The organism is Arthrobacter oryzae (assembly GCF_031454875.1).
GTDB lineage: Bacteria > Actinomycetota > Actinomycetes > Actinomycetales > Micrococcaceae > Arthrobacter > Arthrobacter oryzae_D.
This window is the reverse complement of record NZ_JAVDRQ010000006.1, coordinates 259,419-285,879: the sequence shown is the minus strand read 5'-3', so window position 1 is coordinate 285,879 and position 26,461 is coordinate 259,419. Positions and strand designations below refer to the sequence as shown.

The window sequence follows — 26,461 nt, the reverse complement described above, 5'->3', positions numbered from 1 at the left end:
TCATGGCCACAGCCCGTTATGAACCGGGAATCGACGCCGCGAAGCTGGACGCGATCGACATGCACGTCCACCTTGAGGTGGACAGCTGCGGGCACGGCTCGCTGCCGGATGCCCTCACCGAGGCTTCGGCCAAGTATTTCAAGGCGGAGGACCGGACGCCGTCGCTGGACCGCATCGCCGAGGTGTACCGCGAACTAAACATGGCCGCCGTCGTCTTCACCGTGGATGCCCGCACCCAGCTCAAGCATGAGCCCAACAGCATTCCGGAGCTGATTGCCGGTGCCGCGCGGAACAACGACGTCCTAATCCCCTTCGGCAGCGTGGACCCCCGCACCGGGGCCGAGGCGATCCAGGGCGCCAAACACCAGGCCATAGACCTGGGCGTCCGCGGCTTCAAGTTCCACCCCAGCCTGCAGGGCTTCGATCCGTCCAGCGAACAGTTCTACCCGCTGTGGGAGACGCTGCAGGAACTCGGCCTGCCGGCCATCTTCCACACCGGGCAGAACGGCATGGGCGCCGGACTGCCCGGCGGGTACGGCATCAAGCTGGCGTACTCCAACCCCCTGCTCCTGGATGCCGTGGCCGCGGACTTCCCGGAACTGCAGATCATCATGGCCCATCCCTCCGTGCCGTGGCAGGACGAGGCCAACTCCATCGCCACGCACAAGGCCAACGTATTCATCGACCTGTCCGGCTGGTCCCCCAAGTACTTCCCGGAATCGCTGGTGCGGATGTCCAATTCGGTGCTGCAGGACAAGGTGCTGTTCGGCACCGACTTCCCCCTCATCACGCCGCAGAAATGGCTGGGCGCCTTCGCGGACCTGCCGCTGAAGGACGAGGTCCGGCCCAAGATCCTCAAGCACAACGCGGTGCGCCTCCTCGGGCTGGACGGCTGAGATGAGTGCCGCCACAGCCGAGCAGACACCTGCGGCCGAGCAGACACCTACTGCCGAAAAGACCCGGCTCTACGGCGTCTGCGACTACTACGACGCCGAATCCCTCCTCACCCCGGAAGAGCGCCGGGTGCTGGGCAGGCTCCGGAACTTCCTGGACCGGGAGGCGCAGCCGCTGCTGGCCGAGTACTGGGAACGCGGGGAGTTTCCGCAGCAGCTCGCCCAGCCGCTGATCGACCTGGACCTGATGGAACCCGCGGAGCTGACGGGCCCCAGAGGTGCCGAACGCCGCCCCGCCCGGGGCATCTACCAGGGCTTCCGGATCTTCGAGCTCGCCCGCACCGACGCGTCGCTGGCCACCTGGTACACCGCGCAGGCCGGGCTGTTCCGCACGGCCATCCGCGTCGGCGCCTCGGTGGAACAGCAGGCGGAGTGGATGCCGAAGGTCATCGATTTCTCGCTCAAGGGCGTCTTCTCGCTCACGGAACCGGATTCCGGCTCGGACATTGCCGGCGGGCTGTCCACCACGGCCCGTTTCGAGGCGGATAGCCAAGGCGGCAGCTGGGTCCTGGACGGTGCCAAGCGCTGGATCGGGGGAGCGGCAACAGCGGACGTGCTGGCCGTATTCGCCCGCGACGTGGCGGACGGAAACGTCAAAGCTTTCCTGGTGGATCGGCAGGCGGACGGCGTGACGCTGGAGAAGATCCACGGCAAGACGTCCCTGCGGATGATGCAGAACGCCCACATCACCCTCCGCGGTGTCCGGGTGCCGGAGTCCATGCGGCTGCACAACGTGAACTCGTTCAAGGATGTTGCCGCGATGCTCCGGGCCATGCGCTCGGACGTCGCCTGGATCGCCGCCGGACTCCAGGCCGGCGCCTTCGAAGCGGCCCTCCCCTACGTCACGGAACGCCGGCAGTTCGGCCGCCCGCTGGGCTCCTTCCAGCTGGTTCAGGAAAAGCTGGCCCGCATGCTGGGCAACGTGACGTCAGCCCTGTCCTTGGTGGTCCGGCTGACTGAGCAGCAGGCGAAGGGGATCTACCGTGACCAGGACTCCGCCCTGGCCAAGATGCAGACGTGCCTGCTGATGCGGGAGACCGTGGCGCTGGCCCGCGAAATAGTTGGCGGCAACGGCATCACGCTCGAATCCGACGTCGCACGGTTCCACGCAGACGCCGAAGCCGTCTACTCCTACGAAGGCACCCACGAGATCAACGCCCTCATCCTGGGACGCGCCCTGACCGGCGAAAGCGCCTTCACCCGCTGACACCGCACCAACCGGACCGTCCTCACTGAACTCGAACAACAGCTGAACCCGAACAACAACTGAACCCCGACAGCGGCAGCACCGCGCCGCCGTCGTACTACAGCACACCCAAAAACAGCCCCAGGAGGCACAGATGCCCAACCTCGTCGTCGACTTCGACAAACTGCTCACGCTCGCCGGAACGGACCTCGGCGTGACCGAATACCGCGAAATCACCCAGGAACAGATCAACAAATTCGCCGACGCCACCGGCGACGACCAGTGGATCCACGTGGACCTGGAACGCGCCAAGGATGGCCCGTTCGGCGCTCCGATCGCGCACGGCTTCCTCACCCTTTCGCTCATCATCCCGTTCTGGGGGGAGCTGTTCGACGTCGACGGCGTCACCACCAAGGTGAACTACGGCCTGGACAAGGTCCGCTTCACGTCCCCGGTGAAGGTGGGCTCGCGCATCCGCATGCAGGCCACCATCGCCGAAGTCACCGAGGTCAAGGGCGGCGCCCAGATCAAGGTGTCCAACGCCATCGAGATCGAAGGCCAGGAACGCCCCGCCGTCGTGGCCGAATTCCTCGCCCGTTTCTACAAGTAAGCCGCTCCACAAGAGCAAAACCACCACCCCTCCCTCCTTCCCAAGGAACAGCCATGTCAGGACAAACCCAGCTCGCACCCGCGGGTACGGCCGCGAAGCGCAAGGAAGCGCGCACGGTCATCATGTCCAGCTATCTGGGCAGCACCATCGAGTTCTACGACTTCCTGCTGTACGCCACCGCGGCCGCCGTGGCCTTTCCCAAGGTCTTCTTCGCCGGCACCGACGAGTGGGTGGGCGTCGTTGCCGCCTATGCCACGTTTGCCGCCGGCTATGTCGCCCGGCCCCTTGGCGGCGTCATTTTTGGCCACTTCGGGGACCGGGTGGGCCGCAAGGGGATGCTCATCGTCTCCATGGCGATGATGGGGATTGCCTCCACCCTGATCGGCCTGATTCCCGGCGCCAGCGTGATCGGCCCCTGGGGAGCGGTCATCCTGGTGGTCCTCCGGGTCTGCCAGGGAATCGCCGTCGGCGGGGAATGGGGCGGCGCCGCGCTCATGGCCCTGGAGCACTCCGACCCCAAACGGCGGGGCTTTGCGGCTTCCTTCGTCAACGCCGGCGCACCGACCGGCGCCGTGCTCGGCACCGTGGTGATGGGCATCTTCTCGGCCCTCCCGCAGGAGGCCTTCCTCGCCTGGGGCTGGCGCGTGCCGTTCCTGCTGTCCTTCGTGCTCCTGATTGTGGGCATGTTCGTCCGGCTCCGGGTCTCGGAAAGCCCCATTTTCGCCGAGGCCGTGGCCAAGGAAAGCGCCCAGGGCATCAAACGCAAGATCCCGCTGCTGGAAGTGCTGCGCCGGCCCAAGGCGCTGATCATGATCATGTTCGCCGGTGCCGCGGGCTTCGGCCTCCAGGTGGTGCTGCCCACGTTCTCCATTACCTACGCGGTGTCCAAGGGCGCCCCGCAACAGGGCGTGCTGTACGCCTTCGCCGGAGCCTCAGCCATCTCCATCCTGTTCGTCCTGCTCGGCGGCAGGCTGTCAGACCGGCTCGGTCGCAGGCCGGTCATGGTGGCCGGCCTGGCGTTGTTCATTGCCTATCTGTTCCCGATGTTCGGCATGCTCGGCTCCGGCAGCATCGCCATGATCTTCCTGGCGTTCACTGTGGCCCTCATCCTGCACTCGAGCCTGTACGGACCCCTGGCTGCGTTCGTTTCCGAACAGTTCGGCACCACCAACCGCTACACCGGCGCAGCCGTCGGCTACCAGCTGGCCACCCTGATCGGCGCGGGCTTCACGCCCGGAATCGTTGCCGGCCTGTACAAGGATTCCGGGCAGAACATCGTCCCCGTGGTGGTGTTCCTCTCGGTCATGGCCCTGGTTTCGATTGTCTTCATCCTGCTGACGCGGGAGTCTAAGAACAACGACCTCACTTCGGTCGATTAGGAGCGCAAGAATGGACAACAACGGAGTTGGATCCTGGGTGCACCGCCGCCGCCAGAAGTCCGGATCCAAGACGGCCCTCGTGTCGGGGACCCGCACGTTGAGCTACGCCCAGCTCGCCGACCGCACGGACCGGCTGGCCAACGCGCTGCGCGCCAGGGGCGTGGCCAAGGGGGACCGGGTGGCCTACCTCGGCGAGAACCACCCGTCCTTCGTGGAAACCTTCTTCGCCTGTGGGCTGCTCGGTGCGATCTTCGTGCCGCTGAACACCCGGCTGGCCGCCCCCGAACTGCAGTTCCAGCTGCAGGACTCCGGGACCCGGCTGCTGGTGAACGCCGGCGAACTCGACACCCTGGCGGCAGCATCCGTCGAAGGAACCGCGGTGACCCACCGCTTCGTGGTGGCGCCCGACGGCGGCGCTGACGCTGCGGCTGTTACGCCGCCTGCCGCCGTCGAGCACTATGAGGAGGTCCTGCAGGCGGCAGGTGCCGGCTCGCCGGATGAGCCGGTGAGCCTGGAGGACGGCGCCATGATCCTCTACACGTCCGGCACCACCGGCCGGCCCAAAGGTGCGCTGCTCACGCACGGCAACATCACCTGGAACTGCTTCAACACGGTGGTGGACATGGACCTGAACCGGAACGACGTCGCCCTCATGATTTCGCCGCTGTTCCACGTGGCGTCCCTGGACATGGGACTGCTGCCGATGCTGCTCAAGGGCGCCACCGTGGTGCTCGAGGCAAAGTTCGACGCCGGCCGGGTCCTTGACCTGATCAAACAGCACAAGGTCACCACCCTGAACGGGGTCCCCACCACGTTCCAGATGCTCTGCGACCATCCGGCCTGGCCGACGGCGGACCTCAGCTCCCTGGACAAGCTCACCTGCGGCGGATCGGCCATTCCGCGCCGCGTCCTGGACGCCTACGAGGAGCGCGGCATCGGCTTCACCAGCTGCTACGGCATGACCGAGACCGCTCCGGGTGTCACCATGCTGCCGGTGTCAAGGTCCAGGGAGAAAGCAGGCTCCGCAGGCCTGCCGCACTTCTTCACGGATGTCCGCATCGCCGATCCCCTGGGCGGTCCTGCGGCACCGGGACAGGTGGGGGAGATCCAGATTTCGGGACCGAACGTCATCAGGGAGTACTGGAACCGGCCGGAAGCCACCGCGGACAGCTACGCGGATTCGACCTGGTTCCGGTCGGGGGACACGGGTTTCGTGGACGACGAAGGTTTCCTGTTCGTCTCGGACCGCATCAAGGACATGATCATTTCCGGCGGTGAGAACATCTATCCGGCGGAGGTCGAGGCGGCCATCTCCGAACTGGACGCCGTGGCCAGTGTGGCGGTGATCGGCGTCGAGGATGCGAGGTGGGGCGAGGTTCCCCGTGCCATCGTGACACTCCGCGAAGGTGCCTCGCTGTCCGAGGACGAGGTGCGTTCACACCTGGACGGACGGCTCGCGCGATACAAGATCCCCAGGTCCGTGGTGTTCGTGGACGAGATGCCGCGAACGGCCAGCGGCAAGATCCGCAAAGTGGACCTGCGGAAGCAGTACGCAGCGAACGGACAGTTGCATCCCTGACCAAAACTGCCCGGACCAAAACTGCCCGGACCCGGATCTGTCGTGGATCCCGGTCCGGGCAGTCTTGTTTTTGAGCGCGAACGGACAGTTGCGGCCCCGTTGGCGGCGCGGTGCAGCCCTAGTGGATCAGCGCGAGCATGATGCCCACCGCCACGAACAGCACACCAAACGTCCGGTTGAGGACTTTCTGCCCCCGCGCGTTGTGCGTGAAGCGCTGGAATGACTTGGCTGCGGCGGCAAAGAAGAACCACATGACCAGGATGTCGATGGCCACCACAGTGGCTGTCAGGACCAAATATTGGGGCAGCAGTGGCAGGTCCGGGCGGATGAACTGTGGCATGAATGCCAGGAAAAAGATGATGGCCTTGGGGTTCAGCAGGTTGACCCACAGTCCGCGCCGGAACATCGAACCCGCCGGCTCGTTCCGGAGTTCCGTCGCCTTTTCCTGGTCGAGATCCGGCTTCTGCAGGAACTGCCGGATCCCCAGATAGACGAGATAGGCCGCCCCGGCGTAGCGGATCACGTTGAACGCCACGGGCGAGCTGGCCACCAGGACACCGACGCCCAAAGCCACGATCAGTACGTGGACCACCAGTGCGGCCTGCTGGCCCAGGATCCCCCAGATGGAACGCCGGAAGCCCGAATTCAGCGAGTTGCTCATGGTGTTGATGGCACCCGCACCCGGGGTGAAACTGATCAGGACGCCGGCGCCGGCCAGGGCCAGCCAAAGTGAGGGGAGCACCAATCCAGTTTAGGGGCGGACTCCGTAGCTGAGGACCATGTTCCCCTTGCTGGTCCGTTGCGACTCCTGCAGCTCCAGCCGCGTCACGGGGTCGCCGTCCTCGAACAGCCGGCGTCCACTTCCGGCGATCACGGGATGGACCATAAGCATCAGCGAATCCAGCAGGCCCGCGAAGAGGAGCTGGCGGGTCAGCGAGATGCTGGCGAACACGGCAATCTCGCCGCCGTCGGCGTCCTTGAGGCCGGCCACAAACTCCTCCAGCGGCGCATCCATGAGGCGGGAGTTCTGCCATCCGAGCTCACCCGAAAGTGTTCTCGATGCCACGAACTTCGGCAGCTTGTTGATGAACTCGCCGAAATCGGCGTCGTCGGCCGCGCTGGGCCAGTAACTGGCCCACTGCTCGTAGCCGATCCGGCCGAGGAGCCCGGCTTCCACCCGTGCCATCATCTGACTCATCCCCGCGCCGAGTTCCTCGTCAAAACTGTCGAACTGCCAAAGGTTGGGGGACTCAACCACGCCGTCCACGGAATAGAAAAGGCCGGCCATCAACTTGCGCATCGGGGGTTCTCCTCGCTGGTGGGTTCCCTTGCATCCTGGGTATGAAAGGGCGAACTCAGGCCCTTGCGATGATTTCGCCGTTGGGGATCAGGAACCAGCCGTCGTCCGTGGAGCCCCAGCGGTGCCATCCCGCCGAGATCCGGGCCAGGTCCGCCGCGTTCGCGAAGCCGTATTCCAGGGCCTGGTCCGCGAAGGCCGAGTGAAGCACGCGCTCTCCCCACACCCGGGCCTGCCAGCGGCGCTGCTGGCCCGTGGCGTACAGCCAGTTGCTGCTGGTAGGCGCCACGTCGGTGAACCCTGCGGCCTGCGCCCAGGAGACCAGCCGGCGTCCGGCATCGGGCTCCGCTCCGTTGCGCCGGGCAATGCGCTGGTAGAGCTCCATCCATTCGTCCAGTTCGGGGATGTCTGGATACCAGCTCATGCCGTGGAAATCGGCGTCGCGTACTGCCACGATGCCGCCCGGCTTGGCCACCCGGCGCATCTCACGCAGCGCCTCCACAGGGTCGGTGAGGTGCTGGAGCACCTGGTGGGCGTGGACGACGTCGAACGTTTCGTCCTCGAAGTCGAGGTCGTAGATGTTGCCGGCGAGGAACTCGACGTTCTCCACGCCGCGCTCGGCGGCGAGCGCCGTGGCATGGGTGATCACGTCGGGGGAGCGGTCCAGTCCGGTCACGTGGCCCGGTGCCACCAGGACGGCGAAATCGCAGGTGATGCTGCCTGGCCCGCAGCCGACGTCCAGCACGGACGTACCCGGCGTGAGGTACGGGATCACGAACGCAGCGGAATTTTCCGCGGTCCGCGAGGCATGGGCACGGACCACTGACTCGTGGTGTCCGTGCGTGTACACATCTTCAGGCTGCTGCGCACTCATAAGGAAACGCTACCGCTCCCGCGGGAAAATGGGCGGCAAGAGGCCGGAGCAAAACAGAACGCTAAGCCTGCCCCGGCCCTGCTGCTTCCTGAGCTGCACGGATCGTCGCAGCGATCATGGATTCCATGAAGCGCGCCGCGACGTCCAGTTCCGAGGGCGTGAATTCCGCCATGGCTGCGCCCATCTGGCGTGCCAGCGGGAGGAACATGGCGCCACCGTCGCGGTAGGCCTTGGGGGTCATGCGGAGCTGCACCTGCCGCCGGTCGGACCCTTGGCGTTCGCGCACCACGTGTCCCGAGCCGTGCAGCCGGTCGATCAGTGCCGTGGTGGCGGGCGAGCTGAGGTTCAGTTCCTTCCGGAGAACACCCGGGGTGACGATCTGGTCCTTCGCGGTGTGCCGCATGATCACGGCCAGGGCATTGAGGTCCGTGCGGTGCATGTCGTTGCGCCCGCCGGCCGAGTCAACATAGCGGTTGGCCTCGAGGGTGAATTCCTGCAGCAGCCGGACAAGGCCTTGGGGTGCGGCCGGTTCGGAACGTTCTGGCGACTCTTCTGACACGGCGACCCTCCTTCTGCTGCGGCTTCGCATATGCACCGGCCTAGCGAGAATTCTCTCATTCAAACTTCGTCCGGAACGATTTCCCCTCGCACTTATCTCTATGATGGAGATAGTCTATTGTGGAGTTGATTCTACTCCGCCGAGGCACACACCAGAAGGACACATGAAACAGAGACATCCCGGCACCCGCGTCCCGTTCTGGCTCCGCTGGCTGGTCCCCGTGTTGCTCGTGATTGCCTGGCTGGCCATCGCGGGCGTTGGCAGGCCCACCTTCGGCCGTCTGGATGAAGTCTCCTCCAACGACCAGGCCTCGTTCCTGCCGGCCGGCGCGGAAGCCACGGAGGCCCAGGACTGGCAGGCGAAGTTCAGGGACTCGGACGAGATCCCCGCCGTCGTCGTCGTCGAAAGCGGTTCCGCTTTCAGCCTTGCACAGCTGGGCGAGGCCGCCGCCCTCAAGGGGAAGCTCGAGGAACTGCAGGCGGGCAGCGCAGTCATCGGCCCCATCCCGTCGGAGGACGGCAAGGCTGTCCAGTTCGTGGTGCCCATTTCCTCCTCGGGCGAGGTCAAGGAGATTGTGCAGGAGCTGCGCGATGAGGTGCAGGCCGCGGCCCCGGAGGGGATGCAGACGTTTGTGACCGGTCCCGCGGGGCTTTCGGCAGACCTGGTGAGCGCCTTCGCCGGCATTGACGGCATCCTGCTGCTGGTGGCACTGGCTGCCGTGTTTGTCATCCTGCTGATCGTCTACCGGTCGCTGCTGCTGCCCGTTGCGGTGCTCTTCACCTCGGTGTTCGCGCTCTGTGCCGCCATCCTGCTGGTGTTCGGCATGGCGAAGCTGGGCTGGATCCAGCTCAACGGCCAAAGCCAGGGCATTCTGTCCATCCTGGTGATCGGCGCGGCCACGGATTACGCGCTGCTGTACGTGGCCAGGTTCCGGGAAGCGCTGACCCACACCACCAACCGCACCGCAGCGGTCCTCACTGCCTGGAAAGCGTCCTTCGAGCCCATCCTGGCCTCCGGCGCCACAGTGATCATCGCCCTCCTGTGCCTGCTGTTCTCAGACCTCAACTCCAACAAGGCGCTGGGTCCCGTGGCGGCAGCGGGTATCCTGTGTTCGCTCTTCGCGGCCCTGACGCTGCTCCCGGCCCTGATGTCGATGCTGGGCCGTGCCGCCTTCTGGCCGTTCCGGCCTAAGCTCGTGCCCGCAACCGAGCGTGAACCGCAGCTGGTCACCGGCCTCGAAGGCCAGAAAGGGCTGTGGCGTGCCACCGGCTCGCTGGTCTCCCGCCGGCCCCGGACCGTCTGGGTCGCGTCCGTCCTTCTGCTCCTGGCGGCCTCCGCCGGCATCCTGCAGCTCAAGGCCAACGGTGTGCCGCAGACCGACGTCATCCTGACCGCTTCCAACGCGGTGGACGGACAGGACGCCCTGGCGCGCCATTTCGACGCCGGCTCCGGCAGCCCCGTGGTGATCGTCGCCGACGAGGCGAAGGCGCAGGAGGTGCTGGCGAACACCAAGGCGACGAGCGGCGTCGGCGACGCCTACCTGCTGGCCGACGGCAGCGTGCCCATCACAAGCAATGCATCGGCCGTGCCCGGCGCGCCCACGGCACCCGGCGTCCGGGACGGCAAAGTGCTGATCAACGCCACACTTAACTACGCCGCAGACTCCAGTGAGGCCGAAAACGTTGTGCTGAAGCTCCGCGAAAACGTTAAGACGGTCGACGGCGGTGCCCTGGTGGGCGGCGTGACGGCCACTGCGCTGGACACCAACACCACGGCCCAGCGGGATCTGGTGACCATCATCCCCGTAGTCCTCGCCGTCATCCTGGTCATCCTCATGCTGCTGCTGCGCTCCGTGCTGGCCCCGGTCCTGCTGGTGGCGTCGGTGGTGCTCTCGTACGCTGCCGCCATGGGCGTATCCGCCCTGGTGTTCAACCACATCCTCGGGTTCCCGGGAGCCGACGCCACGGTGCCGCTCTTCGGCTTTGTATTCCTGGTGGCGCTCGGCGTGGACTACAACATCTTCCTGATGAGCCGGGTCCGCGAGGAGTCCCTCAAGCACGGCACCAGGCCGGGAATCCTGCGCGGCCTGGGTGTGACGGGCGGCGTCATCACGTCCGCCGGCGTGGTCCTTGCCGCCACGTTTGCGGCGCTGGGCGTCATCCCCATCATGTTCCTGGTGCAGCTCGCCTTCATCGTCGCGTTTGGAGTCCTACTGGACACCGTGCTGGTGCGCTCGTTGCTCGTCCCGGCACTGTCCTACGACCTGGGCAGGCGGATCTGGTGGCCCGGCAAGCTTGCTGCGGCGGATCATGAAGCGGCCGCGCGCCGGGACGACGCCGGCAGCCCGGAACCCGACCTGGAAGGCGCCACCCGCCGCTAGGCGCGCCCCGGTGGGCAGGGCGCGCGGTGGGCAGGGCCGGCGGTGTCACGCCGCGCACACTTTCAGCGCGGCGCGGCGGATGCGGCCGCGGAACCAGGCTGACGCATCCGCCGTTTCCGGCCAAGAGTCTGCTGTGCGTGACACCCCGGAGCCTCCCGAACCCCGAAGCCGCACCCCCGGAGCCGACCCCCGCCGCTTCAATCCTGCGCCCGCCACCAGGCCACCGTGGCCGCGGCGGCTTCAGGCAGCGGGGTGGGGCGCAGGCCCAGGCCGGCCTCGCTCGCCCGCGAATCCATCACAAACGGCCGCTCGAACTGGTAGAGCATTTCGGCCAACTCCCGGGTTCCGGCGGAGAAGAGTCCCATGGCCCGGAGGAGCCAGCCCGGCACCGCGCCGATTTTCGGAGCAGGCACCTTGCCGGCTTCCGTGAAAGCAGCCGCTAGCTGGCGCTGTGTGAGCGCCGGGCCCGTGGGTGCGTGCCACACCCGGTTCCAGGCGGACGGCGTCTGTGCGGCGCGGATCATGGCCGCGGCAAGGTCCGGCACATAGGTGAAGGAGCGCGGCTGGTCCGCGCTGCCAATCACAAGCACCCTCTTTCCGGCCAGGACCGCCGGGACCATGCGCTCACCGGCGTGGGAGCTCCGCACCCGCGGGCCGAAGAAGTCGGCCGCTACCACGCTCACGGTGTTGGTGGCCGACGCCGCACGAGCCTTCAGTAATGCGGTGCGCACACCGCGCTTGCCGCCCTCCGCCTCCCGGGGGCTGTCCTCCGCCATAACGGTGTCCGGCCGGCTGTAGGAGTACAGGCTTTCAGGGAATACGACGACGGCGCCCGCCTCGCCTGCCGCCGTCAGTACCGCCTCTTCGGCCTGGGGGAGTTCCTTTCGCCACGCTTCCGCGGTGTAGGCGGAGCCATGGATGCAGTGGAAAACCGCCGCCGCTCCACGGAACGCCTCGACGAGCCGTGCAGGATCGGAGACGTCGATGGGCATCCTGTTGATAAGGGGATGCACCGGACCGCTGCCGGACCGGGTCAGGATCCGCACCTGCTTGCCTTGGCCGGCAAGCTGCTCCGCGACGGTCCAACCAACCGGGCCGGCGCCGGTAACCACATAGAGTTCGGGCATTGGATTCTCTTTCCTCGGTCTGTCCTTGGGGCGGGCGTCAGAGCTTGATCAAACAGCGTGGCCCCGGCCAAAGGAGAGCAGTGCTCTCCCAATAAGGATGCTCCGCGCCGCAAAGCATGTCAAGAGCGCTGCTCTCAATTGTTGACAGTGCTCTGATGCGTGGAATGCTGGACACATGTCAGGTCCCGATTCCACCGCACCCGCCAGCGCATCGCCTTCCGCCAGCCTTTCACGTTCCGGCAGCCGTTCACCTTCCGCCGGCGCGGCTACCGGCAAGACCACTGCGGCAAGCAATCCCGTCGCGGCAGGCAATTCCGCCGCGGTTCTGCGCACGCCCCGCGAGCGGGCCAGGGCGCAGACCGTGGCCGACATAGTCCGGCTGGGCCGTGAGCACCTGGCTGTCCACGGCGCCGCAGCCCTGTCGCTCCGGGCCGTGGCCCGCGACTTGGGTGTCGTCTCGTCCGCGGTGTACCGGTATGTGGAAAACCGTGACGAACTGCTGACTCTTTTGCTGATTGACGCCTACGGCGAGCTGGGTGACGAAGTGGACGCCGCCGTCGGCCGTGTTCCTGAAGGGGACTTCGCGGGGCGCTTTCAGGCGCTGGGGCGCGCCGTCCGGGGCTGGGCTATCCGCGAGCCTGCCCGTTACGCGCTGCTCTTCGGCAGTCCGGTTCCCGGATACCGGGCCCCGGCGGAGCGTACTACCGGGCCGGGGACTCGGGTGATCTACAGCCTCATGTCCATCTTCGACGCCGCCTGGCGGGCAGGCGCGCTCGGCGCCGAAGCGGCGCATGCAGCCGCGGCGTCGGCGGTCGGAGTTCCTGTGGCCATTCCTGCAGTCGACGTCGCCGGACCCTTGGCCTCGGATCTGCGTGCCATTCGGGAGGAGCTGGGCCTTGCCATTCCCGATGATCTGCTGGCCCGTGGCGCCCTGGTGTGGACGTCGCTTTTCGGGGCCATCAGCTTCGAAGTCTTCGGGCAGTACGGCGCCGACACCTTCTCCGCTCCGGACGCGCTTTTCGACCACCACCTACAGGTATTGGGCGGGCTGGCCGGGCTGAACTAGCACCACTGGGGGCTGCCGTGACGGATGGTGGAGCAACAATTGTGAACGCTAACAAATAATCCTTGTCTGCCTATATACAACGATGTAAAGTGTGGTGCAGCCCACGGTCGCGCAGACCGGCTTCCGGTCATCCGAAGGCGGCTACAAGTTTTGTCTGGCTACGTCCAAAGGAGTGACGGTGAAGCATCAGGATTCCGGCAGTACCCAATTGAGCCGCAGGCAATTGCTGCTGGGCGGAGGTGCCCTGTTCGGCGGGCTCGCCCTCGCCGGCGGACTGACCGGCTGCGGCGGCGCCGCGCAGGCCGCTGCGGACGACATCCGTTTCTGGCACCTCCTCTCCGGCGGAGACGGCATCAAGATGATGGCCATGATCGACAAGGCCAACGCGGACCATGCCGACTTCAGGATCAAGCCCACCGTGCTCGCGTGGGGTGCGCCGTACTACACCAAACTCGCCATGGCCTCGGCCGGCGGGCGGCCGCCCGAGGTGGCCATCATGCATGCGGCCAGGGTGCCCGGCTATGCTCCCGGCGGGCTGCTGGATGCCTGGGACCTGGACCTGCTTGCCGAGTTCGGGGTACGGCCGGAGGACTTCGGCCCACGAATCTGGGAGAAGAGCCAGTTCAACGGCCAGGTGTTTTCGCTGGCTCTGGACTCGCACCCGTTCGTGATGCTGTACAACACGGAGGTGGCCGGCAAGGCCGGCGTGCTGGGGAGCGACGGGAAGCTGGCCGGGATCTCCTCGCCGTCGCAATTCCTTGAAGTGAGCCGTGAACTGCAGCGCGTCACCGGCAAGCACGGGCTCTCCTACGGATACCTGGGCGACGGCGCGCAGATGTGGCGCCTCTTCTACACGCTCTACCGCCAGCACGGTGCTGACTTCGTCCTGGACCCGGGCAAACCTGCTCAGGTGGAGCGGGATGTGGCCATCGACTGCCTGGAGTTCATCCGGTCGCTGCTGGATAACACCATTTCCACCAAAAGCGGCGACGGCGGGACTGCCATCGCCGAATTCGCCAGCAAGGGGTCGGGGCTTCTTTTCACGGGCGTGTGGGAACTGCCCACCATGAAGACGGCGGGTGTTCCACTCGGAGCAAGCACCATCCCCACGTTGTTCGGAACCCCGGCGGCCTTCGCCGACTCGCACTCGTTCGTGCTGCCGCACCAGGCCAAGCTCGACGAAGCCAAGCGCCGCGGCGTGTACCAGTTCGTAGCGTCCATGCTCAAGGGATCCCTGAGCTGGGCAGAGGCAGGCCACATCCCGGCGTACCAGCCGGTGGTGAAGTCCAGCGAGTACGCGGCACTGGATCCGCAGGCGGACTATGCGAATGCAGCAGACATCATCAACTACGATCCGGAGGCCTGGTTCACCGGTTCCGGATCGGACTTCCAGGGCTATTTCGCCGAGAACGTCCAGAACGTGTTCCTCGGACGGGACAAGGCCACAGACGGTTGGGACGCCTTCATTAAGCGCATCAACGCGGTCCTCGCCATGCCCAACCCGGTATGAGCCTCGAACCCGGCATGGCCGTCGAATCCCCATTGAGCATCGACCCGTTCGTGACAAAGGAGTCCTCATGAGCAGCGCCCCCACAACAGCGCCCGCCGGGAAATCATCCCGCGGCCGGCGCGACGAGATCCCAGTGCCTGCGGCCCCCGCAGCGAAATCTTCCCGCTCCCGGCGGGACAATATCCACGGCTGGGCCTTCTCTGCCCCGTTCCTGGTCTTCTTCCTGACATTCCTGGTCTGGCCCATGATTTCCGGGGCCGTCATGAGCCTCACCGGAAAGTCGCTCACGGGCGCAAATAGCGGGTTCATCGGCCTGGCCAACTACACCGAGGCGTTCGCCGACCAGGACATGTGGCGGTCGCTGGGTAACACCCTGTACTTCACGCTGATCAGCACGGTGCCGCTGGTAGTGATCGCCCTGGCCCTGGCAGCCCTCGTCAACATGGGACTTCCCGCGCAGTGGCTGTGGCGGCTCTCCTTCTTCTCCCCGTTCCTGCTCGCCTCCACCGTGGTATCCCTGTTCTTCGCCTGGATGTACAACCCGGAGCTGGGCCTGTTCAACGACATGCTCGCAAAGGTGGGCATTCCGCCGGTGGCGTGGCTCAACGATCCCGCGGTGGCCATGTGGGCCATCGTGATCGCGACAGTCTGGTGGACCGTGGGCTTCAACTTCCTGCTGTACCTGGCCGCCCTGCAGAACATCCCGCAGCAGCACTATGAGGCGGCGTCGCTCGACGGCGCCGGCGGCTGGCGGCAGTTCTTCTCCATCAGCCTGCCTCAGCTGGGCCCCACCACGGTGATGATCGTGATCCTGCAGATCCTCGCGTCCCTGAAGGTCTTTGACCAGATTTACCAGATGACCGAAGGCGGCCCGGGCGGAGCGACCCGCTCCATTGTGCAGTACATCTTCGAGGCCGGGTTCACGGGCTACCGGCTGGGCTATTCCGCAGCCATTTCCTACATCTTCTTTGGCCTGATCCTGCTCATTGCGCTGGCCCAGGTCTTCACCGCACGGAAAAGGAGCGCCTAGCCATGGCTACCACCACACTTTCCAAGCCTGTACTCCGGCCCAAGGGCTCCACGGACATTGTGCCAAACCGCCGGCCGAAGACGCCGCTGTCGCGCATCCTGGCGACCGCCGTCGTGTCCGTCCTTGCCGTCGCGTGGCTGGTGCCCTTCGCCTGGGCCACGGCCACTGCGCTGAAGACCGAAACGGATGCTGCCTCCACCCCCATCAGCTGGATACCGGCGTCGGGCTTCACGCTCGACGCTTTTGCCAAAGTGCTGCAGAGCGGCAACATCCCCACCTGGACGCTCAACTCGCTGTTCACCTCGGCGGCGATCACCGCCATCACGCTGGTGATCTCCGCGTCCGTGGCCTACGCCATTTCCCGGATCGACTTCCGGGGGAAGAAGATGCTGATGGGCGTGATCGTGGCTTCCATCATCATTCCGCCGCCGGTCCTCATCATCCCGCTGTTCCAGCAGATGCAGTCGCTGAACCTGATCGACACGTACTGGGCGCTGATCCTGCCGCAGGTGATCCACTCGCCGATGGTGTTCGTGCTCAAGAAGTTCTTCGACCAGATTCCGCGTGAACTCGAGGAAGCTGCCCTGATGGACGGTGCGGGCAGGCTGCGGATATTCACGACGATTGTGCTCCCGCTGTCCCGGCCCATCCTGGCCGCCGTGGCCATCTTCGTGTTCATCGGGGCCTGGAACAACTTCCTCTGGCCCTTCATTGCCACCAACGAGAGTTCCCTGCTCACCCTGCCCGTGGGCCTGCAGACCATCAAGAGCGCCTACGGCATCCAGTACGCCCAGAACATGGCCTCGGCCCTGCTGGCCGCGCTGCCCCTGATCGTGGTGTTCCTGTTCTTCCAGCGGCAGATCATCAGGGGCGTGGCCACCACCGGCCTCGCCGGCACTTAGGCCGTCCCCGGCCCTCAACACCCTGCGTCACCAAAACACCAAGACAAGCCAAAACACCAGGACAGGAGCAAAATGTCCCGCGCACGCATCACCATTGACCGCGACTTCACCGTGGGTGAAGTTCCCCGCCGGATTTTCGGATCCTTCGTTGAGCACATGGGCCGCTGCGTCTACACCGGCATCTACGAGCCGGGCCACCCTCGGGCCGACGACCGCGGCTTCCGCCGCGATGTCATGGACCTCGTCAAGGAGCTCGGCGCCACCGTGGTCCGCTATCCCGGCGGCAACTTCGTCTCCGGCTATAACTGGGAGGACGGCGTCGGTCCGGTGGCGGACCGGCCCCGCAGGCTGGACGGCGCCTGGCACACGCTCGAAACCAACGCCTTCGGCCTGCACGAATTCGTGGACTGGTCCCGTGAAGCCGGCGTGGAGGTCATGGAGGCCGTCAACCTCGGCACCCGCGGCGTGGATGCCGCCCGCGAACTGGTGGAATACGCCAACATCCCGTCCGGCACCCGGCTCTCCGACCTGCGCCGCAAGAACGGCCATGAGGACCCTTTCAACATCAAGCTGTGGTGCCTCGGCAACGAGATGGACGGGCCATGGCAGATCGGACATAAGACGGCTGAGGAGTACGGACGGCTGGCGCAGGAAGCAGCAAAGGCCATGCGCTTTGTGGACCCGGACATCGAACTCGTCGCCTGCGGCAGCTCAAACTCGGGCATGCCCACCTTCGGCGCGTGGGAACAGACCGTCCTGACCCACACCTACGAGCAGGTGGACTATGTCTCGCTGCACGCCTACTACCAGGAACAGGACGGCGACGCCGGCAGTTTCCTGGCCAGCGCCGTGGACATGGACTACTTCATCGAATCCGTGATCGCCACAGCGGACGCCGTCCGGGCCAAGGGCAAGCACAAGAAACACATCAACCTCTCGTTCGACGAATGGAACGTCTGGTACACCCGCCCCGGCGACGCCGACAGCCCCGCGGAAGTGGGCAAGCACGGCTGGCGTGAGCACCCGCGCGTCATCGAGGACCAGTACAACGTGACGGACGCCGTCGTCGTCGGCACCTTCCTCAACTCGCTGCTCCGGCACGGTGACCGCGTCAAGATCGCCAACCAGGCGCAGCTGGTCAACGTGATCGCCCCCATCCTCAGCGAGGAAAACGGACCGGCCTGGAAGCAGACCATCTTCCATCCGTTCGCCCGCATGGCCGAGCTGGCCCACGGCCAGATCCTCCGGCTGGCGGTCGATTCGGACAAGTACAGCAACGCCAAATTCGGCGACGCCGACCTCGTGGACGTCAGCGCCACCTGGAACGAGGAAACCGGGCGCATCGCGCTGTTCCTCGCCAATCGAGGGCTGGAGGAAGCGGCGGACATTGAGGTGGTCCTCCGCGGTTTCGACGCCCGGCAGGTGGTCCGTGCGGAGGTACTTCAGGTTCCCGAGGGCGCGGACCGCTTCATCACCAACACGCAGGCGAACCCCGGCGCGGTTGGCCTCACCCTGCTGGAGGGGGTCAAGGCCGCCGGCGGCGAAGTCCGCGCGAGCCTGCCGCCCCTTTCGTGGGCGGCCATCGAACTGGAGGTCGTGCGCAACTGAGGCGAACAGGCCTGTTCGGCCCTGTTGGACGACCGGACGGATGGATAGACTGCCTCTGCGCCCGTCCGGGCGTCCGATGCTTCCAGGAGGGATCCGTCAGTGTCAGAGAACAGTGAATTCGAAGCACGAAAGCAGCCCGCGCCGGCAGTTGAAGGCGACAGCGGCCAGTATGTCGACGGCGATTACGGCAAGGCCGGGATTGCCCGCGAGGACGAAAAGACGGCCGTCGATGGCGAGTATTCCGAGGGTGATTACGGAGTCGCCGGGGCTGTCGAGAAACAGGCGGGCGCCGTCGATGGCGAGTATTCCGAGGGTGATTACGGAGTCGCCGGGGCTGTCGAGAAACAGGCGGGCGCCGTCGAAGGCGAATACTCCGAAGGTGATTACGGCACTATCGGCGCGGAAGAGGTACCCGAGGAGCACCGGCTCGTCGAGGATGAAGTGCCCGTGGAAGAGGACGCCGACGACGAGGACGAGGACCTGCCGCGGGACCCTGCCTGACGGCCCCCATCTCAAGGCCCTGCCCCGGCACCGGGTTCACGCACAGCGAAACCGGTGCCGGGGCATCGCCATGCCCGGGCAAAAATCGCTGATTCCGGGCCTTTTTGGAACCTCTGTCAGGCGGGCGTCCCCCGCCCCTGAGCTAACTTGAGCGTGGTTCGCTCAACTTTGGATTGACTTAAATCCGGCCGTGGGTAAAGTTGAGTGTAGATCGCTCAATCAGTGGGCGTGCCTGAACTTCGATCAGCCTGAATCCGGCCAGCCCGGACACCGGCGCCGGATCGTTTCCAAGGAAAGAAGGAAGCAACACATGTCACGTGCAGTAGGTATCGACCTCGGAACCACCAACTCCGTCGTCTCCGTTCTCGAAGGTGGCGAGCCCACCGTTATTGCCAACGCCGAGGGTGGCCGCACCACGCCGTCCGTCGTTGCGTTCTCCAAGTCCGGCGAAGTCCTGGTCGGTGAGATCGCCAAGCGCCAGGCCGTCAACAACATCGACCGCACCATCGCTTCCGTCAAGCGCCACATGGGCACTGACTGGTCCGTCGCGATCGACGACAAGAAGTACACCGCGCAGGAAATCTCCGCCCGTGTACTCATGAAGCTGAAGAACGACGCCGAGTCCTACCTCGGCGAAAAGGTCACCGACGCCGTGATCACCGTTCCGGCCTACTTCAACGACGCCGAGCGCCAGGCCACCAAGGAAGCCGGTGAGATCGCGGGCATGAACGTCCTGCGCATCGTCAACGAGCCCACCGCCGCTGCCCTCGCGTACGGCCTGGACAAGGGCAAGGAAGACGAACTCATCCTGGTCTTCGACCTCGGTGGCGGAACCTTCGACGTCTCCCTGCTGGAAGTCGGCAAGGATGAAGACGACTTCTCCACCATCCAGGTGCGCGCCACCGCCGGTGACAACCGCCTCGGCGGCGACGACTGGGACCAGCGCGTCGTCAACTACCTGCTGAACCAGCTCAAGGTCAAGGGCATCGATCTCTCCAAGGACAAGATCGCCCTGCAGCGCCTCCGCGAAGCCGCTGAGCAGGCGAAGAAGGAACTCTCCTCCTCCACCAGCACCAACGTCTCGCTCCAGTACCTCTCCGTCACCCCCGACGGTCCGGTCCACCTGGACGAGCAGCTGACCCGCGCCAAGTTCCAGGAACTCACCAAGGACCTCCTCGAGCGCACCAAGAAGCCGTTCCACGACGTCATCAAGGAAGCCGGCATCAAGCTCACGGAGATCGACCACATCGTCCTCGTGGGCGGTTCCACCCGTATGCCCGCCGTTTACGAACTGGTCAAGGAACTGGCCGGCGGCAAGGAGCCCAACAAGGGCGTCAACCCGGATGAGGTCGTCGCCGTCGGCGCCGCACTGCAGGCAGGTGTCCTGAAGGGCGAGCGCAAGGACGTGCTGCTGATCGACGTCACCCCGCTGTCCCTCGGCATCGAAACCAAGGGCGGTGTGATGACGCACCTCATCGAGCGCAACACGGCCATCCCCACCAAGCGGTCCGAGACCTTCACCACGGCTGACGACAACCAGCCGTCCGTGGCCATCCAGGTCTTCCAGGGCGAGCGCGAGTTCACCCGCGACAACAAGCCGCTGGGCACGTTCGAACTGACCGGCATCGCTCCGGCGCCGCGCGGCGTTCCGCAGGTCGAGGTCACCTTCGACATCGACGCCAACGGCATCGTGCACGTCTCCGCCAAGGACAAGGGCACCGGCAAGGAACAGTCCATGACCATCACCGGCGGCACCGCCCTCTCCAAGGAAGACATTGACCGCATGGTCAAGGACGCCGAGGAGCACGCAGCCGAGGACAAGGCACGCCGCGAGGCAACCGACACCCGCAACACGGCCGAGCAGCTCGCCTACTCCGTGGACAAGCTCATCATCGACAACGCGGACAAGCTGCCTGAAGAGGTCAAGACCGAGGTCCAGGCCGACGTCGACGCCCTCAAGAAGGCCCTCGAAGGCACCGATGACGCCGCCGTGAAGACCGCGTTTGAGAAGCTGCAGGCTTCCCAGACCAAGCTCGGCGAAGCCATCTACGCACAGGCCGGTTCGCCGGACGGTGCCACGGGTGCAGCAGGCGCCGAGGGTGCTCCCGCCGGCGACAAGGCTGGTTCTTCCGATGAAGACATCGTCGACGCCGAGATCGTTGACGAAGAAGAGAAGAAGTAGTCATGCCGCATCACGGTAACGAGGAAGAGCACACCTCTTCCAAAGACCAGCAGCATGCCCGCGACAGCCACGAGAACGAGCGCGGGGAGAACGAGCCGCAGAAGCCGGTCATCCGGGACAACCGCAAGGTTGACCCGGAGACCGGGGCGGCCCGCCACCCCGAGCGTGCGGACCACACCGGCAGCGCCGGCACGGCGGCCGAAACCGAAGGCGACGCACTGTCCCAGGCCGAGGACATCCTCAACAGCGTTGAGGTTCCTGCCGAGGAATCGGTGGCGCAGGGAGTTTCGACAGGCTCAACCGCCGGCGCCGAGGCCGCCGAGCTGAAGAACGACCTGCTCCGCCTCCAGGCTGAATATGTCAACTACCGCAAGCGCGTCGAACGCGACCGTGCCGTGGCAGGGGAGATGGCCGTCATCGGCGTCCTGAACTCGCTGCTTCCGGTACTGGACGACGTCGACGCCGCCCGCCAGCACGGCGACCTGACCGACGGCCCGTTCGCCGCGATCGCCGCCAAGCTGGAAAACGCGCTGAAGACGTACGGCCTGGTCCGCATCGATGAGACCGGGGTGGAATTCGATCCGACCATCCACGAGGCCCTCATCCAGCAGCCCGGCCAGGATGTCGAAATCGACACCGTCAGCCAGGTCCTGCGCTCCGGCTACAAGTCCGGCGAGCGGGTCCTCCGGGCAGCACAGGTTATTGTTGCAGTCCCTGCATAAGTAGCCCACACAGCGCGAAGCAGGTGATGGGCCCCGGGCGGGGCCCATCACCTGCGCAGCGCATTTTGTAAGAACTTGAAAGGAAACGCCATTGGCTAGCCAGGACTGGGTCGACAAGGACTTCTACAAGATCCTTGGAGTCGCCAAGGACGCTTCCGACGCCGATATCAAGAAGGCTTACCGGAAGCTTGCGCGGCAGCATCACCCGGATACGAATTCGGGCGACGTCGCTTCGGAGAAGAAGTTCAAGGACATCTCCGAGGCTTATTCGGTACTTTCGGATCCCGACGAGCGCCAGCAGTATGACGCGATCCGCGCCATGGGCGGCGGTGCGCGCTTTGCCCCCGGCGGTGCGGGCGGAGCTGCCGGCGGTGCCGGCTTCGAGGACCTCTTCGGCGGTCTCTTCACCGGAGGCGGCGGCCGGCACTCCGGCGGCTACAGCACCTCGGGCGGCATCCCGCCGGAGTTCGCCGACCTGTTCGGCGGAGGTTTCGGTGGTGCAGGCGGCCCCGCGGGCTACCAGCGCGCACCGCAGAAGGGCGCCGACCGCACGGCGACCACCACCATTTCGTTCGCCGGTTCCATCCGCGGCACCACCATCGGCCTGCGCGAACCGGACGGGGACGTCATCGATGTCCGTGTTCCGGCAGGGATCAAGGACGGCCAGAAGGTCCGCGTCCGCGGCAAGGGCCAGTACGGCCCGGCCGGCAACGGCGACCTCATGGTCACCGTGAACGTCAAGGGCCACGATTTCTACACCCGCGACGGCGACAACCTCCGCATCCACGTTCCGGTCTCCTTTCCGGAGGCGGCCTTGGGCGCTGACATTGAGGTGCCAACGATCGACGGCGAGACGGTCAAGGTCCGCGTTCCCGCGGGAACGCCGTCCGGCCGCACGCTGCGGGTCAAGGGCCGCGGGGTCAAGCACTCCAAGGCCACCGGCGACCTGCTGGTGACCATCGACGTCGTCGTACCGCAGAAGCTGACCAAGGAAGCGGAGGAAGCCGTGAAGAGCTTCGCCGCAGCCACCGCCGGTGAGGACGTCCGCTCCGGCCTGGCGGCCAAGGCACGACTCTAGGACGCGGGGGACAGGACAGGGGTTTAGGGAGAGGGCCGGCATGGACATCAACTTCGATCAGCCGATCTTCGTCATCTCGGTGGCGGCTGAGCTGGCGGACATGCACCCGCAGACGCTCCGCCAGTATGACCGCCTGGGCATCGTCTCGCCCAGCCGGGCGCCCGGCAAATCCAGGCGGTACTCCCAGCGCGACGTCAACATGCTTCGTGAGGTGCAGCGGCTCTCGCACGAAGGGGTGTCGTTGGAGGGCATCAAACGGATCCTGCAGCTGGAGAACCAGGTGGCCGCGCTGCAGCGCCGGGTGAGCGAACTGACCGAGGAGCTAAGCCGCCGTCGTACACCGCTGGACTCGCGCATTTTCGCCGCCGGAACTGCGGGCGACGTGGTCAGCCTGGCCCGCGGCCAGCGGCCGCGCGCCCGCTCCCAGGCCGTTGTAGTCTGGCGTCCCCGCCCCACCGACTGACCGGCGGGTCCGCCTTGACAGCCGCAACCTGCCGGAACAGAGTGAATGGTTACGCCTGTGCACTGCCCGTCTTCATTGCCCCGGAAGGAACGCCCCATGGCCTTTGTCTCTGTCGGAAAAGAAAACAGCACCACCGTTGAGCTGTACTACGAGGACCACGGACAAGGACAGCCGGTGGTCCTCATCCATGGATATCCGCTCGACGGCGCGTCCTGGGAACGGCAGACCGCTGCGCTGCTGGAAGCCGGCTACCGCGTGATCACCTACGACCGCCGCGGTTTCGGCAAATCCAGCCAGCCCACCGAGGGCTACGACTACGACACCTTTGCCGCGGACCTCAACGGCCTGCTGACCGACCTCGACCTGGCCGACGCCGTGCTGGTGGGCTTCTCGATGGGCACCGGTGAAGTGGCCCGCTATATCAGCACGTACGGGTCGGCGCGCGTGTCCAAAGCCGTGTTCCTCGGCTCACTGGAGCCTTTCCTGCTGAGGACCGGGGACAACCCCGACGGCGTCCCCCAGGAAGTGTTCGACGGCCTGCTCAGCGCCGTGAAGGAAGACCGCTATGCGTTCTTCACCGAGTTCTTCAAAAACTTCTTCAACACCGACGACACCCTGGGGACCCGCCTCAGCGAAGAGGCGCTGCGGGCCAACTGGACCACGGCGAGCAATTCCTCCGCGCACGCTTCGGTAGCCGCGCAGCCCACGTGGCTGACGGACTTCCGCAAGGACATCCCGAAGATCGACGTTCCCGCGCTTATCGTCCACGGAACGGCGGACAACATCCTGCCTATCGACGTCACCGGCCGCCGGTTCAAGGACGCGTTGCCTGCTGCGGACTACCTGGAGATCGAGGGGGCCCCACACGGAATGCTGTGGACCCACGCGAAGGAAATTAACGAGGCACTCCTGACGTTCCTCAAGAAGTAGCGGCCGGCCGCACTTCATATCGCCTAGCTGGTAGCGGCGTGGACCCTGAGTTGCATCAGGGCCAGGTCGATCAGCGGCGTGCCGGCTCCGAGGAGGCGCGCCCGCCGGGTGAAGTCGCCCAGCAGGTGCTCCGTCTCGCCGGGGAGGCCGGCAACGACGTCGCGGTAGAGGGACGACGTGAAGGTGGATCCCGCCTGGGCCAGGATGCCCACGGACTGCGCGGCCTCGTGTTCCGGAACCGGATACCCGGCCGCGGCCGAGACGGCACCGGCCTCGGCCAGGACGGAGTGCACGAACTCCGTACCGCCGGGCACTGCGACGATGGCGCCCACTGGCCCCCGCATCAGGCATGTCACGGCGCCGGCGGAGACGATGAAGGCCCATTTGTGCCACATGGATGCCAGCGCGTCCGCCGTCGCCGAGGCCTTGAACCCGGGCACCGTGAAGAGATCGACGGCCCGCAGGACGCGGTCGCTCGGCGGGCCGTGCTGCTCCCCGATTGCGAGCGTGGCCAGGGGATTCATCTGAAGGATGTCACCGTCGTCGGTAACGGTGGTGACCACCTTGACGATCCCGCCCAGGACGCGGTCGGCGCCGAAGGCGGCCTCAAGGGCGTCCATGTGGGCCAGACCGTTGAGGAACGGAATGATGACGGTCTCCGGCCCCACTGCCGGCGCCGCGTCTGCCAGGGCTTCCGGGAGGGCGGAGGCCTTGACCGTAACAAGCACCAGGTCGTAGTGGCCGTTGAGCTCTGCCGCAGTGACTAGTGCAGGTTCGATGACATCCTCCTGCCCCATCCCGGTGATGCGGAGGCCGCGCCGGCGCAGCGTGGCGGCCCGACCCTCGCGGACCAGGAAGGTCACGTCCCGGCCGGCCTGGGCCAGGCGTCCGCCGAAGTATCCGCCGGTGGCGCCGGCTCCGACAACAAGGATCCGCTGGGCATTCGGCTGGCTGGTCATTCTGCTCCTGAGGGATTTGTGTCGCCGTCATTCCTAAAATGACGGTGCAAACGTTTCTTACAGGTTAACTTTGCCAAGCGTGGTTTCCGCCATTTCTGCCAGTGGACTTACCGTTGCTGCGCTTTGCATCCGCCGATGAAGCCGGTCCCGAAACGGTGCGGAAACGAACCATCATGCGTGCCGAAACAATTCGCTCCTAGATTGAGCCCGAGGGGTCCCCCGTCAGGACCTTGGAGACCAGCCGCTGCCGCGAGGCAGCGCGGAGCGAGAAGCAGGTAAACATGAGGGTTTCTGTAACTAAGCGCGCTTTGATCCCCCTGGCCGCGGCCGTGATGGTGACCGCCCTGAGCGGCTGCGGAAGCCAGATTTCGGATCCGGCGTCCGCCAACTCCACCGCCAGCGGCGGCAGTTCCTGCGTCGACACATCCGGCAGCAGCGTCAAAGTGGGATTCATCAACTCGCGTTCCGGCACGATGGCCATCAGCGAAAACACCGTCTTCGATTCCCTGAGCCTGGCCGCCGAGGAAATCAATGCCGCCGGCGGCGTTATGGGCAAACAGCTTCAGGTGATCAGTGAAGACGGCGCCAGCGAACCCACGAAGTTCGCCGAACGTGCCGGGAAACTGATCCAGCAGGACTGTACGGCCGCAGTCTTCGGCGGCTGGACCTCCTCCAGCCGCAAGGCGATGCTCCCCGTTTTCGAAGCCAACGACGCGCTGCTGTTCTACCCCGTTCAGTACGAAGGGCTGGAAGCTTCCAAGAACATCTTCTACACCGGGGCCACCACCAACCAGCAGATCATCCCCGCGCTGGACTACCTGGCTGAGCAGGGTACAAAATCCATCTTCCTGGTGGGTAGCGACTACGTGTTTCCCCGCACTGCCAACAAGATCATCCAGGCCTACGCCGCCGCGCACGGAATGGAGGTCCTCGGCGAGGAATACGCCCCGCTGGGCTCCACGGAGTTCTCCACCATCGTGAACAAGGTCCGTGATTCCAAGGCTGACGCTGTCTTCAACACCCTCAACGGCGACAGCAACGTGGCCTTCTTCCGGCAGTACAAGAGCGTGGGCCTGACGGCAGAGGCCATGCCCGTGGTCTCGGTTTCCATTGCGGAAGAGGAGGTCCCGGGCGTCGGCCTGGAGAACGTGGAAGGCCAGCTCACCGCCTGGGATTACTACCAGACCCTGGACACGCCGGCCAACAAGAAGTTCGTCGCCGCGTTCAAGGCGAAGTTCGGCGCCGAGCGCGTAACCAGCGATCCCATGGAAGCGGCGTACACGTCGCTGTACCTGTGGAAGGCCATGGTGGAAAAGGCCGGCTCCTTTGAGGTGGACAAGGTCCAGGCGGCCGCCGGCGGAGTCACGTTCGAGGCGCCCGAGGGCACGGTCACAGTGGACGGGGAGAACAACCACATCACCAAGACGCCCCGCATCGGAAAGATCAACTCCGAGGGCCTGATAGAGACGGTCTGGTCATCGCCGGCCGCCGTCGAACCCGATCCGTTCCTGGCCAGCTACGACTGGGCCAAGGACCTGGGCAAGTAGTCGCTCCCACCACCCCTGA

24 protein-coding genes are annotated in these 26,461 nt (G+C 65.7%); 18 read left to right on the top strand and 6 right to left on the bottom strand.

The genetic code is table 11. The features are described 5' to 3' along the window. The first annotated feature begins 2 nt into the window (after positions 1–2). From J2805_RS13160 to J2805_RS13140, 5 genes are all read left to right on the top strand, one after another. Entirely contained in the window at positions 3–896 is an 894-nt protein-coding gene (locus J2805_RS13160; protein ID WP_309976846.1) for an amidohydrolase family protein, read from the top strand. Position 897: 1 nt separating this feature from the next. Continuing rightward, positions 898–2,160, top strand: a complete 1,263-nt coding sequence (locus J2805_RS13155) for an acyl-CoA dehydrogenase family protein (RefSeq protein WP_309976844.1) — start codon at positions 898–900, stop codon at positions 2,158–2,160. 133 nt (positions 2,161–2,293) lie between these two features. Continuing rightward, positions 2,294–2,749, top strand: coding sequence for a MaoC family dehydratase (locus tag J2805_RS13150; RefSeq protein ID WP_309976841.1), 456 nt, complete (start codon positions 2,294–2,296; stop codon positions 2,747–2,749). A gap of 53 nt (positions 2,750–2,802) precedes the next feature. Continuing rightward, the gene (locus J2805_RS13145) at positions 2,803–4,128 is read left to right on the top strand and encodes an MFS transporter (RefSeq protein WP_309976839.1); all 1,326 of its coding nucleotides are present in this window, start codon (positions 2,803–2,805) and stop codon (positions 4,126–4,128) included. A 10-nt stretch (positions 4,129–4,138) separates the two neighbouring features. Next, on the top strand, positions 4,139–5,707 hold the full coding sequence (locus tag J2805_RS13140) for an acyl-CoA synthetase (RefSeq protein WP_309976837.1): 1,569 nt from the start codon (positions 4,139–4,141) through the stop codon (positions 5,705–5,707). Positions 5,708–5,825: 118 nt separating this feature from the next. Here J2805_RS13140 and J2805_RS13135 read toward each other — a convergent pair whose 3' ends face one another. The 4 genes from J2805_RS13135 to J2805_RS13120 form a co-directional block, all read right to left on the bottom strand. Beyond that, positions 5,826–6,452: a LysE family transporter gene (locus J2805_RS13135; protein WP_396134339.1), complete on the bottom strand. Its 627-nt coding sequence runs from the start codon at positions 6,450–6,452 to the stop codon at positions 5,826–5,828. A gap of 6 nt (positions 6,453–6,458) precedes the next feature. After that, positions 6,459–7,007, bottom strand: coding sequence for a dihydrofolate reductase family protein (locus J2805_RS13130; protein WP_309976833.1), 549 nt, complete (start codon positions 7,005–7,007; stop codon positions 6,459–6,461). A gap of 55 nt (positions 7,008–7,062) precedes the next feature. Continuing rightward, the gene (locus J2805_RS13125) at positions 7,063–7,878 is read right to left on the bottom strand and encodes a methyltransferase domain-containing protein (protein WP_309976831.1); all 816 of its coding nucleotides are present in this window, start codon (positions 7,876–7,878) and stop codon (positions 7,063–7,065) included. A gap of 61 nt (positions 7,879–7,939) precedes the next feature. Further along, positions 7,940–8,467 (bottom strand): MarR family winged helix-turn-helix transcriptional regulator, encoded by a 528-nt coding sequence (locus J2805_RS13120; protein ID WP_396134338.1) that lies wholly within the window; start codon positions 8,465–8,467, stop codon positions 7,940–7,942. A 133-nt stretch (positions 8,468–8,600) separates the two neighbouring features. Here J2805_RS13120 and J2805_RS13115 point away from each other — a divergent pair, with 133 nt between their 5' ends. After that, a complete protein-coding gene (locus J2805_RS13115) occupies positions 8,601–10,817 on the top strand; it encodes an MMPL family transporter (RefSeq protein WP_309976826.1) in 2,217 nt (738 codons plus the stop codon). 197 nt (positions 10,818–11,014) lie between these two features. On the opposite strand, the gene J2805_RS13110 is transcribed toward J2805_RS13115, so the two are convergent. After that, positions 11,015–11,944, bottom strand: a complete 930-nt coding sequence (locus J2805_RS13110; protein WP_309976824.1) for an NAD-dependent epimerase/dehydratase family protein — start codon at positions 11,942–11,944, stop codon at positions 11,015–11,017. A gap of 175 nt (positions 11,945–12,119) precedes the next feature. Here J2805_RS13110 and J2805_RS13105 point away from each other — a divergent pair, with 175 nt between their 5' ends. From J2805_RS13105 to J2805_RS13055, 11 genes are all read left to right on the top strand, one after another. Then, positions 12,120–13,010 (top strand): TetR/AcrR family transcriptional regulator, encoded by an 891-nt coding sequence (locus tag J2805_RS13105; RefSeq protein ID WP_309976822.1) that lies wholly within the window; start codon positions 12,120–12,122, stop codon positions 13,008–13,010. A 178-nt stretch (positions 13,011–13,188) separates the two neighbouring features. Further along, positions 13,189–14,520: an extracellular solute-binding protein gene (locus J2805_RS13100; RefSeq protein WP_309976820.1), complete on the top strand. Its 1,332-nt coding sequence runs from the start codon at positions 13,189–13,191 to the stop codon at positions 14,518–14,520. A 67-nt stretch (positions 14,521–14,587) separates the two neighbouring features. After that, positions 14,588–15,550, top strand: a complete 963-nt coding sequence (locus J2805_RS13095) for a carbohydrate ABC transporter permease (RefSeq protein ID WP_396134337.1) — start codon at positions 14,588–14,590, stop codon at positions 15,548–15,550. 2 nt (positions 15,551–15,552) lie between these two features. After that, entirely contained in the window at positions 15,553–16,452 is a 900-nt protein-coding gene (locus J2805_RS13090; protein ID WP_309976818.1) for a carbohydrate ABC transporter permease, read from the top strand. Between the two features lie 72 nt (positions 16,453–16,524). Continuing rightward, positions 16,525–18,060, top strand: coding sequence for an arabinosylfuranosidase ArfA (arfA, locus tag J2805_RS13085; protein WP_309976816.1), 1,536 nt, complete (start codon positions 16,525–16,527; stop codon positions 18,058–18,060). Between the two features lie 99 nt (positions 18,061–18,159). After that, on the top strand, positions 18,160–18,561 hold the full coding sequence (locus J2805_RS13080) for a hypothetical protein (protein WP_309976815.1): 402 nt from the start codon (positions 18,160–18,162) through the stop codon (positions 18,559–18,561). A 310-nt stretch (positions 18,562–18,871) separates the two neighbouring features. Then, entirely contained in the window at positions 18,872–20,743 is a 1,872-nt protein-coding gene (gene dnaK / locus J2805_RS13075) for a molecular chaperone DnaK (protein WP_309976813.1), read from the top strand. 2 nt (positions 20,744–20,745) lie between these two features. Further along, positions 20,746–21,465, top strand: coding sequence for a nucleotide exchange factor GrpE (locus tag J2805_RS13070; protein ID WP_309976811.1), 720 nt, complete (start codon positions 20,746–20,748; stop codon positions 21,463–21,465). A gap of 91 nt (positions 21,466–21,556) precedes the next feature. Next, positions 21,557–22,543: a DnaJ C-terminal domain-containing protein gene (locus tag J2805_RS13065; RefSeq protein ID WP_309976809.1), complete on the top strand. Its 987-nt coding sequence runs from the start codon at positions 21,557–21,559 to the stop codon at positions 22,541–22,543. Between the two features lie 40 nt (positions 22,544–22,583). Then, positions 22,584–23,006 (top strand): heat shock protein transcriptional repressor HspR, encoded by a 423-nt coding sequence (locus J2805_RS13060; RefSeq protein WP_309976807.1) that lies wholly within the window; start codon positions 22,584–22,586, stop codon positions 23,004–23,006. A 96-nt stretch (positions 23,007–23,102) separates the two neighbouring features. Further along, positions 23,103–23,936, top strand: coding sequence for an alpha/beta fold hydrolase (locus J2805_RS13055; RefSeq protein ID WP_309976806.1), 834 nt, complete (start codon positions 23,103–23,105; stop codon positions 23,934–23,936). A 23-nt stretch (positions 23,937–23,959) separates the two neighbouring features. Here the strand turns inward: J2805_RS13055 and J2805_RS13050 are convergent, their stop codons facing one another. Continuing rightward, on the bottom strand, positions 23,960–24,895 hold the full coding sequence (locus tag J2805_RS13050) for a ketopantoate reductase family protein (protein WP_309976804.1): 936 nt from the start codon (positions 24,893–24,895) through the stop codon (positions 23,960–23,962). A 281-nt stretch (positions 24,896–25,176) separates the two neighbouring features. Between J2805_RS13050 and urtA the strand changes: the two genes are divergently transcribed. Continuing rightward, entirely contained in the window at positions 25,177–26,442 is a 1,266-nt protein-coding gene (urtA, locus tag J2805_RS13045) for an urea ABC transporter substrate-binding protein (protein WP_309976801.1), read from the top strand. Positions 26,443–26,461 lie beyond the last annotated feature (19 nt).